Annotated in this window: 9 protein-coding genes and 1 tRNA gene; 3 read left to right on the forward strand and 7 right to left on the reverse strand. The window is 35.1% G+C overall.

The window, feature by feature from the left end:
- Positions 1-94 precede the first annotated feature (94 nt).
- The 4 genes from HHA41_RS12500 to HHA41_RS12515 all read right to left on the reverse strand — a co-directional run bounded on the left by HHA41_RS12500 (position 95) and on the right by HHA41_RS12515 (position 2708).
- Positions 95-652 carry a hypothetical protein gene (locus HHA41_RS12500; RefSeq protein ID WP_104500633.1) on the reverse strand — a complete coding sequence of 186 codons (558 nt, stop codon included), beginning with the start codon at positions 650-652 and terminating at the stop codon, positions 95-97.
- Positions 653-706: 54 nt separating this feature from the next.
- Positions 707-1204 (reverse strand): hypothetical protein, encoded by a 498-nt coding sequence (locus HHA41_RS12505; RefSeq protein WP_104500634.1) that lies wholly within the window; start codon positions 1202-1204, stop codon positions 707-709.
- A gap of 11 nt (positions 1205-1215) precedes the next feature.
- Complete coding sequence (locus HHA41_RS12510; RefSeq protein WP_104500635.1) at positions 1216-1869, reverse strand: hypothetical protein; 654 nt, start codon at positions 1867-1869, stop codon at positions 1216-1218.
- A gap of 116 nt (positions 1870-1985) precedes the next feature.
- Entirely contained in the window at positions 1986-2708 is a 723-nt protein-coding gene (locus tag HHA41_RS12515) for a hypothetical protein (RefSeq protein WP_104500636.1), read from the reverse strand.
- A gap of 126 nt (positions 2709-2834) precedes the next feature.
- Here HHA41_RS12515 and HHA41_RS12520 point away from each other — a divergent pair, with 126 nt between their 5' ends.
- Complete coding sequence (locus tag HHA41_RS12520; RefSeq protein WP_104500637.1) at positions 2835-3173, forward strand: helix-turn-helix transcriptional regulator; 339 nt, start codon at positions 2835-2837, stop codon at positions 3171-3173.
- Between the two features lie 31 nt (positions 3174-3204).
- Here the strand turns inward: HHA41_RS12520 and HHA41_RS12525 are convergent, their stop codons facing one another.
- The 3 genes from HHA41_RS12525 to HHA41_RS12535 form a co-directional block, all read right to left on the reverse strand.
- On the reverse strand, positions 3205-4203 hold the full coding sequence (locus tag HHA41_RS12525) for a hypothetical protein (RefSeq protein ID WP_104500638.1): 999 nt from the start codon (positions 4201-4203) through the stop codon (positions 3205-3207).
- Between the two features lie 1679 nt (positions 4204-5882).
- Positions 5883-7103, reverse strand: coding sequence for a tyrosine-type recombinase/integrase (locus HHA41_RS12530; protein ID WP_104500639.1), 1221 nt, complete (start codon positions 7101-7103; stop codon positions 5883-5885).
- 194 nt (positions 7104-7297) lie between these two features.
- A tRNA-Ile gene (locus HHA41_RS12535) sits at positions 7298-7374 on the reverse strand.
- 602 nt (positions 7375-7976) lie between these two features.
- Here HHA41_RS12535 and HHA41_RS12540 point away from each other — a divergent pair.
- Both HHA41_RS12540 and HHA41_RS12545 read left to right on the forward strand, forming a co-directional pair.
- Complete coding sequence (locus HHA41_RS12540) at positions 7977-8555, forward strand: 1-acyl-sn-glycerol-3-phosphate acyltransferase (protein ID WP_168461926.1); 579 nt, start codon at positions 7977-7979, stop codon at positions 8553-8555.
- 98 nt (positions 8556-8653) lie between these two features.
- Positions 8654-9403 carry a YebC/PmpR family DNA-binding transcriptional regulator gene (locus tag HHA41_RS12545; RefSeq protein WP_168418613.1) on the forward strand — a complete coding sequence of 250 codons (750 nt, stop codon included), beginning with the start codon at positions 8654-8656 and terminating at the stop codon, positions 9401-9403.
- Positions 9404-9576: the final 173 nt, after the last annotated feature.

Here is a 9576-nt window from a genome sequence, read left to right on the forward strand (position 1 = left end):
ATAAATTTAATTTTGGATCAAAAAATAATCAAAACTTCTAAAATCATATAGTTATGAAATCTTTGTGCAACAAAGCCAGTCTGAACTAATACATTTAAAATGCAGATCCCTGTTGTTGCACTTTCTGTTGAAGTTGTCGTTTTTGTTCAGCTTCTATTTCAGTGTTCATTTTTGAATAATTTATTTTATCTGTGTAATTCAAATACGTTGTAGTATCAGGCCAACCACGATATGCCGTGATACTAATACCATTTTTGAAATTCCAGGTAAAACTTGCTTCTCCGAGACTAGGATTTCCTGAGCGTTGGCTCGGTTTTCCATATTTTGATGAAACAAAATTTGCAACCTCTAGAATTTTTCCTGAGTCCATGAATACAGGAAATTTATATTCTGCATAAGCAAATTTTCCATTGGATGTATATCCAAAATTTAATTCTGTAGTACCTTCCAATACAGCATTAGAATTGTATTTATCTATCCAGTAGTTGTTGTCTTCACGAACCACTTTAACATTGGTATTTTGCAATGCTGAGCGAATTTGATCACGTGTTGCACCTTTTAGCTCTACATTAAATAGTTGTGGTGCTGCCATTACAGATGAAGATGCTACTGTTACACACAATATTAAAGCCGTATTAATAAACTGATACATAAAAAAATATCCTAGAGCACATTAAGTTAGAATAAGATTCTGAATTTAATAGATTTAATTTATTTTACTAGAAATTAATTTCCCATTTTTAACGGTAAGATTAAATTTAGTTAAACGACTAGGACAGCAATGTCCGTCATCCTCAAAATAATCATATTGATGAACGTTAATATGTCCCTTCTTATCTTTTTGAATACTCGCTGTCACAGCAAAATATTTTGAGTCTAAGAAGTTAAATTTTTGATCTTTTTTACCAATAAAAACGGCTACTTCTGAACTCATTGTTGTTGGATGGCAATTCGTTTCTTCACAAAAATTAAGTACTATAATTTTATCTTTAATTCCATCGTGATTAATATCAACAGTGATAACTTCCTTAGATTTTAGAGAAAATTTAAAATAGTCTGAATCAGTAGCATATTTTTTGCTTTCTAAATTCAAATTTTTTATAGATACTTGTATACGGTTATTAATCTGCTGCTGAAGGGTTGTTGCTTCTGCTCTTGCAGTAAAAAATATGAAAAATGCCGCGAGTAGTATTGATTTTTTCACACATGTACTCCTTAAAAATTAGCCGCTTCTGACTGGTTTTTTTTCTGTTGGCTTTCTTGAATTATTTGAGTTCTTTGCTGTTCAAATTCTTGAGTAACATATTCAATATTTACTTTAAAGCCCCCCATATGTGGAGCGCTAACTGTAATCATTTCATTGTTTGGTGTAAGGAATACTGTTTCTTGGTCGCCAACAAAAGGGGCTTTTTCACTAATAATTTTGTAATTATTTTTCTGCACATAACTCACAATTTTTTTGTATGTCTCTTTTGACATATGATTATTTTCACTTAGTGTCATCCACACATAAACTAACTTTTGATTTTTATCAAAACCAAACTGAGTAAATAGCAAACCATCTATATCAAAGCCAGATCCATCATTTTCTAAAACTGGCCCTCCAGCATAAGACTCCCCATTTATTTTATAATTATTTAATCGTTTCTTTACTGAATCAAAGGTCGAATCCCTTAACTTAAAGCCTAAAACAGGTGTACCTTTTAAAGTAGGATCATCTTCTGGTTCTATTTTTTCAGCTACTTTCTCAATAGCTTTATTTTCATTACTCTGACTTTGTGATTGAACATGGGTATTATTATCTTTTGAGCAACTGACTATTAAAAGAGTTGAAGTAAGTATTAACAATGTTGATCTAATTTTAAGCATAATTAAAAAGTCTCTTATAAATATTAAAAAGTTAGAGTATTTAACTCAAAATCCGCAGAAGATTATTAGCTCTAGAAAGAAAAAACAATGACATATCTATTCATAAAAAAGTTTTTCTATTTATATACACGAATTAAAGAGTCTTCTAGATAGCGGTTTGAAAAATTATTTTCAAACCAACGTAGAGCATCTTGAGCAAAATAAATATTAGTGTATATGCGACTATCAACACCGATGGCTGAGATTGTTTGCCATGAGCGTGTCATAATGGCTACAGGACTGCCATTTTTATCAAACTCAACAAAGGCAGGATCAACATCATAACGATTTTGAGCACCATTAAACTCTGTAATGGATTGCACTAATCCGCGATTTAAATCACTATTAATGTTCTTTTTATACATGCGAACCTGATGGCCTTGAGCCAGTGCTTGCTCAATAAACATTTTTGAAGCTAAATCTTTTTCTGAAATATAAATACCATTGTTAATTTTTCGATTCGCTTCATTAAAATTTGCTTCGTGATTGATATATTTTTCTAAATGAATTGAACCCATTGTACGTTTTTCTAATTTAAATTTATCATTGATCAATGATGGGTTTAGAACAATTACATTATTATTAGAGTTATTTGAAAGGACTAAAAATTTGTTTCGTATTTCTTTATTTGACATTTCATCCCATACGCGTTGAGTACCTTTACTTACCCAGCCATCATAGGCGTTTACTCCTTTCGATATAGCACCTACCGTACTGTCTGCTGCTGTTTGGATATGTTGACAGCCTGTTACATTAATTAAGGCGAAAGAAATCGCTAAAAATAAAAAATTCTTATCCATTTTACCCTCTGAGTGTTGGATCAATATTATAAAGTATAGCTATGCCGATCATAATACTAAGCAATCCTTAGTAATTTATCAATTAAAAACTAAGAGAATCTTAGTTTTTAATTGATTATTAAACATATGGAACGTAAAAAATCCAATGTATTTTCAATGCGTCTAAAGGTTGCTCGCAAAGCAAAGAAGCTTTCTCAAGAACGATTAGGAATACTTGCTGGCATTGATGAAGCTTCGGCTAGTGCTCGAATGAATCAATATGAAACAGGAAAGTATGCGCCTGATCTTCTGATGGCTACAAAAATAGCTGAAGTTTTAGAAGTGCCTGTAGCTTACTTCTTTATTGAAGATAATTTAATGGCAGAACTTGTTACAAAACTCCATTTTTTAACTGAATTACAGCAGAAAGAAGTATTAGATTTTATTAATCAAACAGCCCTGGATATCAGAAAAAAAAATATATAATACTTAAAATATAAACATATTTGATATTTTTTCATAAACCCTGTATTTCAATGTATTCACTGATTAACTGCCAATTTTCCGTTGTTGAAATCTCTCGTGGAAGTTCAACTTCAAAGGATTCATAAAAATATCTACGCATACAATACTCAGTATAAGAATCCGCATAGGTTTCATAACGCGCGATTATTGTTAAGTCCATCACAGGCATTTGTGCTTGATCCCATCGTTGTCTTTTCCGACTGAAAAAGAATAGTTTCCCGAAGGTATATAAACGTCCCGCCTGTTGTCGATTACCTCTGAATACAGCATAAATTTTAAAATAATTCTGCCATGCAAGAAGATCATTGAGCGCTTTGGTCTGATCTTTCTGTGAAATCACTCGATTGAGAATTTGGGTTAATTCTCTTTTTAGTTTTTCTATTTCAGTTTTCTTAAATCGCCACGTCCATGAGAAATTCTTGTTACTTTTACGGTAAAACTTAGTCTGATGTTCAGCATACTTTTTATGGCTTAACCGTACTAATTCAGCCTCACATTTCCCAAAATCTAAGCATAGATAAGGTTTATTCAATATGAAATTAAATTGTTCATTGTCTTTATAGTATTGACGGATAAAAGTTAATTCTTGCCCGACTGTAATTCTGTCCCAGATGACAGGTTCAAGTTCAGCAATTTTATCTTTTGATGTATATGCTGATATGGTTGTTGAAGTCACTTTGCCTATGGTTTCTTTGCTGTGACGATGGCTATTGGGGGTTTTGATCAACAAGATAAATAACCACTCATCTTTATAAAGAATGTCTTGAACAATGAGATCAGCGACAGGTAATCCTTGTTTTAGTCGATATGTTCTTTGCCGACTGGTTAAATTTAATGAATAGCGTTCGGTTAATTTATGAATAATCTTTTCAATATCAATTTTACCTAACTCAGTTTGCACTATAAATTTGCAATAAAAATATGATCCTCTTGTGACCTTATCTTGAATTTTTTGTGCGGTGTATTTTGTGTGGGGGCTGTAATCAATCATTTTATGTCATCCAACTATGCACTTTTCATGTCAATCAACAATCCACTTAAGTCCAAATTTCTTCATCCATTTTTGAATTGTTCATCAACAATAATTTTCTCTACATTTCCCATTTTGCTGAGCGCATCAGCAATCAGCATTAATCAAATTGCGCTAGCACTGTCACCTCACGTTGTAAGGTGACAATAAAGTAGTTCCTAGTGCGCATTACGAACCTTGATCAGCAAATCTTATACTTGTTTAAATAATATATCAATATTATTGATATATTAAATTAACTTTGATAATATGGCTGCATATCAATCGAATTGTGGATTGACCATCCATTCCAACTTTCTTTTTTTGAAGTGGTTTGAATGGCTGACCACCATTCAAAAACTTTGATACATATTGCCCTGAATATAAGACTAACCATCTTCATATTGCCGATGTAGCGGACTGCTGGGGAAACCTCGCTCGGTACGTTGCAACGGGGGCTAAAGGATTGCAATATCCTTTTTCTATCCGTTCATTCACTTTTTAAGAGTTCCAAGCAAATAAAAAGTGGTTGGGCGACAAGGAAACGGGAGCCTATAAGCGATTTATCGTGAAATGGTCATTTGGTTAGTAATAGCCAAGTTAGGTGTGAAATTATGAAAATAGTGGAACATTGAAACCCTGTTCAAAGTAATACAGTCAGGAGCAGCATAGGATGTGCGATAGTCTCCGTTAATAGCTGAATGTGTATGCTTGATCGAACAAGTTTTTTTACTTGGAAAAGTATGCTCATTTCCAATCACGATGGCTGCTGAGAGTGCCGCAAGGTACTAGGGCTTTGAGGCTAACGCTGGAAAAGCTGGCACCATTTTGCGCAAGCTGAATGGGTCGCTGGATAGCTTAAACGTGTAACGGCATTAATCGATAGATGCTGATTGGAGTGTAAGAGTTTTACCCTTTACAAAGTTGTGTATACATCATATCCCGATATTTTTAAGGAACTACGGTCGGGGGAAACAGGAAGCATGTATACAGGCGAGAGGATAAACGGTCTGCACATTAAGACACTTTGAAATAACTTGGGAAGCACTGAATAAAAAGGCTTAAATTGGTTAAAAGTCTGCTGTATTTTTTTCAGTGTGGGAGCGATGGTGAGTAGCGCATATAAAGCAAGTATTTACTTGCGGAAATTGTGATACCAATCTTCATAGTAAGATTTGTATTAAATGAGATAGCTAGCTTAAAGCGAATCCTAAAACATTTCGATTTTTTCAGTCGGGATGCTCATTGCGAAAACTTGAGTCGGCACATGCGTGAGCATGTTGGACAATATGTAGAAAAGAAAGGTTAATGAAACACTGGTCGTGTTTCTCAGTCGGGGATTGGTCTCTCTGACTAGGCCGAGATTGGTACAGTGTAAGTATTCTGAAGTTTGGTCACTGATGAAAATAAACTTATACGGGTTTGCCTGAAACTTAAATCAGGATAATGCTACACCAGCATGAAAAAAATCGTGGCTTGTTCTTCCAGATTAGACAAGCATAAAACTATTGCCTAGCAGTAGAAATATGAAATGGAATATGGCCTAAGTCGGCATGAAAAAATTGAACCGCCAGTACAGGCGTAATCATCTGCTCAACAAAGAGCGTTAACAAATGCATTAGGCTCGATCCCTTAGGGACGAGCCTTGTCTTATTAAAAAATTATGCTACGGCTTTAATGTTATCAGTAACATTACTGAGATAGTCGGCCCACCATTGCATAATTTCAATTCGTTCTTCTAAATGTGTAGCTTTGTCATAAACAGCTTTTACACCCTGTTTTTTATGCGCTAAACAAGCTTCAATAACCTGTTCTTTATCACTGAATTGATTATTTAAGGCAGTACTTGCAATATGTCTAAACCCATGTGGACTTTGACGGCCTCGATAGCCTAGATTTTTCAAAGCATTATTTAAAGTTGCTTCACTCATTGGCTGTATAAGGCTATCTCTGCTAGGAAATAAAAAATCCGATACTGTCCTAATTTCTTTTAATTTAAATAACAGTTCTATTGCCTGTTTTGGTAAAGGTACAACATGGGTAATACCACATTTCATTGTTTCGGCAGGCTTTATCCAGATTTTTTTCTCAAAGTCAAAATCTTGCCATTTTGCATAGCGCAATTCTTGTGGTCGCGGGAAAAGAATAACAAGTAACTCTAAAGCAATTGCTGTATGCGAATTTCTATAGCTTCGAATAGACTGCACCAACTCGGGCAGTTCCTGAAGACTGACATGCTTCATATTCCCTTTACTACCTTTATCAAGATACTTCAAAATCCCATCCAAAGGGTTCGACTCTATTTGTCCATGAAACTTTGCAAGATCATAGGCATTGCGACAATGTGAAACTAGTTTCTCTACACGATTGTAAATACTTTCACTTCTAAGCATATCCTGAAAAAATGTCAGCCATTGTTGAGGTGAAATTTTGGTGAAATCCAATTCACCAAAAACAGATAAGATACGTTTTTCAATTGATTGAGTTTCTTTCTTTATTGTTATTGCAGCCCAAGTTGTTTTCTTAGTATCAAGCCAGTCATACATCAAGCTTTTTAAATTAAGTTGTTGTTCCTCAATCTTTTGCAATTCAATTTCTTTTTTTGTTAATACTTTTTCATTTTGCTGTAACTTGAGAAAAATAGTTGAAGCTTCAAGTTTAGCTGCTACAAGCGATAACTGCGGATAACTTCCAATACTGTGCCATTTCCACTTCCCTACCTCATCCTTAAAGCGGACTTGCCAAGTTTTTTTTCCTTTTGGTGATACACGAAAATAAAGCCCAGCATCACATGAAATACGATACTCCTTATCCTCAGGTTCAAGATTGAGAAGATGGGTATCTTTGATTTGTTTGATGTTATCTAAAGCCGCTCTTTTCATAACAAAATCTCTTGTATCCGAGTAATGCAGAAAGAGTATCGGATACAAGATTGGATACACAAGAGGGTCAAATAAAGCTGTGCATAGCCAAACATAGTTGTGCAAAAAGCAGAAATAAAAAACCCATGAATCATTATAATTCATGGGTTTATATATCAAATCATTACAAAACTGTGCATATGATTACAAAAAACTGGTGGGCCCAGACAGACTTGAACTGTCGACCAACGGATTATGAGTCCGCTGCTCTAACCGACTGAGCTATAGGCCCTAGATTGCTAAATTAGTTGTTTTTCAACAAGTTTAAGCGCAAAGAATACTAGCGAAGAATTTTCTAAAATACAAGCACTTTCAAAAATAGCTGTATAGATAGTCAGCAAATAGCGAAATGGAGAAGTGAATTCAATATATTCAACTAAATATTACACCTTCACTTTACTAAACATCGCACGGTGTAACTTCAAGCGCTTTTCTTTGCGCAATTCTAAAAACAACTCAAACATTGACCAAAGCAAAACTAAAAGCAACACAATCAATGCAACAAGAAAAGTCGTAAAATAAGTCACTTTATTATCCTTCCATGGTCTATAGACAAGTGAAATGGTGAATAAAATCATCATTTATTACGACCAAAGTCTAATGCCTTATAAATTAATTGAATAGTGCATTTTTGCTCAATTTAAGACTTAATTTGGCTCAGTTCATATCTTTTTAATATTAAAATTAAAACACTTAGAGCAAAAACCAATAAAAGTTAAAGGCTATAAATATTCACATGGTCTGATATCAGGATATTTCACACAATATTCCTGTTGACTCTTATAGGAAACAAGCAGAAATTATGCATTTCCAAATTTATCTGCTGTTACATCTATGTTGAAAAAATTTTTAGGCGAATCTGCATTCAAACTTGCAGGCTGGCAATATCAGGTTGAACCCAACGTCCTCGAAAACAAACAGGTGATTGTTGGTTTTGAACACACCTCTATGATGGATGCTGTGCTCTCCCTCGCACTTTTTCAAATCTATGACATCAAAATTCATACTTTAATAAAAAAAGAACTATTTAAAGGGCCACTTAAACCCATTTTAGAAAAAATAGGTGGTATTCCAGTTGACCGTAAATCTAGTAAAGATATCGTGTCGCAAATGGTGGAATTGTTCGAGCAAAATGAGCATTTCAATCTGGTCATTGCCCCCGAAGCGACTCGCGCCAAAACAGGCGAAACACGTAAACCGATCCGTACAGGTTTCTGGCATATCGCCAAAGCGGCTCAAGTGCCTATTGTTTTAATGTATGCCAATTCACAAACCAAACAAGGCGGGATTTTTGGTAAAATCTATCCGACAGAACTAGATCACGATATGGCGCTCATCCAACGTCTTTACAAAGAACATGTCGGCTTGGATATTGTCATTCCTGAGCCTAAAAACGCTCAAACAAACGCTTAAAAAACCTAAAGCCCTACTCTTTATCTAAAAAAAGGGCTTATGGTAGAATGAGCGCAATTTTGATAGGCATACTGCCAATCTGTAAGGAGCAATTTCGCATGGCGGGTCATTCCAAGTGGGCCAACATTAAGCATCGTAAAGCCAAACAAGATGCGAGTCGTGGTAAGTTGTTTACCAAATTTATTCGTGAATTAACAACAGCAGCAAAGCTTGGCGGCGCTGATGCTGCAAGCAACCCTCGTCTACGTGCAGTCGTAGAAAAAGCGCTGTCTGTAAACATGACACGTGACGTAATTAACCGTGCTATTCAACGTGGTGCTGGTGGTGAAGATAACGATGACTTAAAAGAGGTCACTTATGAAGGCTATGGCGTTGGTGGTGTTGCGGTTATCGTTGAAACCATGACTGATAACTTGAACCGTACTGTGCCAGATGTACGTCACTGTTTTTCTAAAACTGATGGTAACTTAGGAACCAATGGTTCAGTGGCCTTCTTGTTCACAAAACGTGGCGAAATTTCATTTGAAGATGCATCTTTAGAAGACCAAGTCATGGAAGTGGCTTTAGAAGCTGGTGCAGAAGATATTGAAGTGTCTGAAGATGGTATTTTGGTTATTACCACCCCTGAAGCGTTTGGTGAAGTTCAAGATGCATTAACTGCGGCAGGTTTAAAGTCAGATAATGCAGAAGTGGTGATGAGCCCATCAACCAAAGCAGATATTACCGATATCGACCAAGCGAAAAAAATCATGAAAATGATAGATATGCTTGAAGATTTGGATGACGTTCAAAACGTATATACCAACGTAGAATTCTCTGATGAAGTTTTGGCTCAATTAGATGCTTAAGTATTAATAATATTGAACCACTGCATAAAAAAACGCACATATATGTGCGTTTTTTATGCGAGACTGTAAATAAAACTGTGTAAACGCTTAAACTCCCCCCCAACGTTGTTGGGGTCAAACAAAAGGTGTTTACCATGAAAGATGAAGCAATGTTGGCACTCGCTAAAGAGTTA

The sequence above is a fragment of the Acinetobacter sp. A1 genome (assembly GCF_012371315.1).
In the GTDB taxonomy this organism is placed as follows: domain Bacteria; phylum Pseudomonadota; class Gammaproteobacteria; order Pseudomonadales; family Moraxellaceae; genus Acinetobacter.

Coding starts and splice junctions, on each gene's coding strand:
- HHA41_RS12500 (WP_104500633.1), bottom strand. CDS start 652: ATGTATCAGTTTATTAATACGGCTTTAATATTGTGTGTAACAGTAGCA.
- HHA41_RS12510 (WP_104500635.1), bottom strand. CDS start 1,869: ATGCTTAAAATTAGATCAACATTGTTAATACTTACTTCAACTCTTTTA.
- HHA41_RS12515 (WP_104500636.1), bottom strand. CDS start 2,708: ATGGATAAGAATTTTTTATTTTTAGCGATTTCTTTCGCCTTAATTAAT.
- HHA41_RS12520 (WP_104500637.1), top strand. CDS start 2,835: ATGGAACGTAAAAAATCCAATGTATTTTCAATGCGTCTAAAGGTTGCT.
- HHA41_RS12525 (WP_104500638.1), bottom strand. CDS start 4,203: ATGATTGATTACAGCCCCCACACAAAATACACCGCACAAAAAATTCAA.
- HHA41_RS12530 (WP_104500639.1), bottom strand. CDS start 7,103: ATGAAAAGAGCGGCTTTAGATAACATCAAACAAATCAAAGATACCCAT.
- HHA41_RS12540 (WP_168461926.1), top strand. CDS start 7,977: ATGTTGAAAAAATTTTTAGGCGAATCTGCATTCAAACTTGCAGGCTGG.
- HHA41_RS12545 (WP_168418613.1), top strand. CDS start 8,654: ATGGCGGGTCATTCCAAGTGGGCCAACATTAAGCATCGTAAAGCCAAA.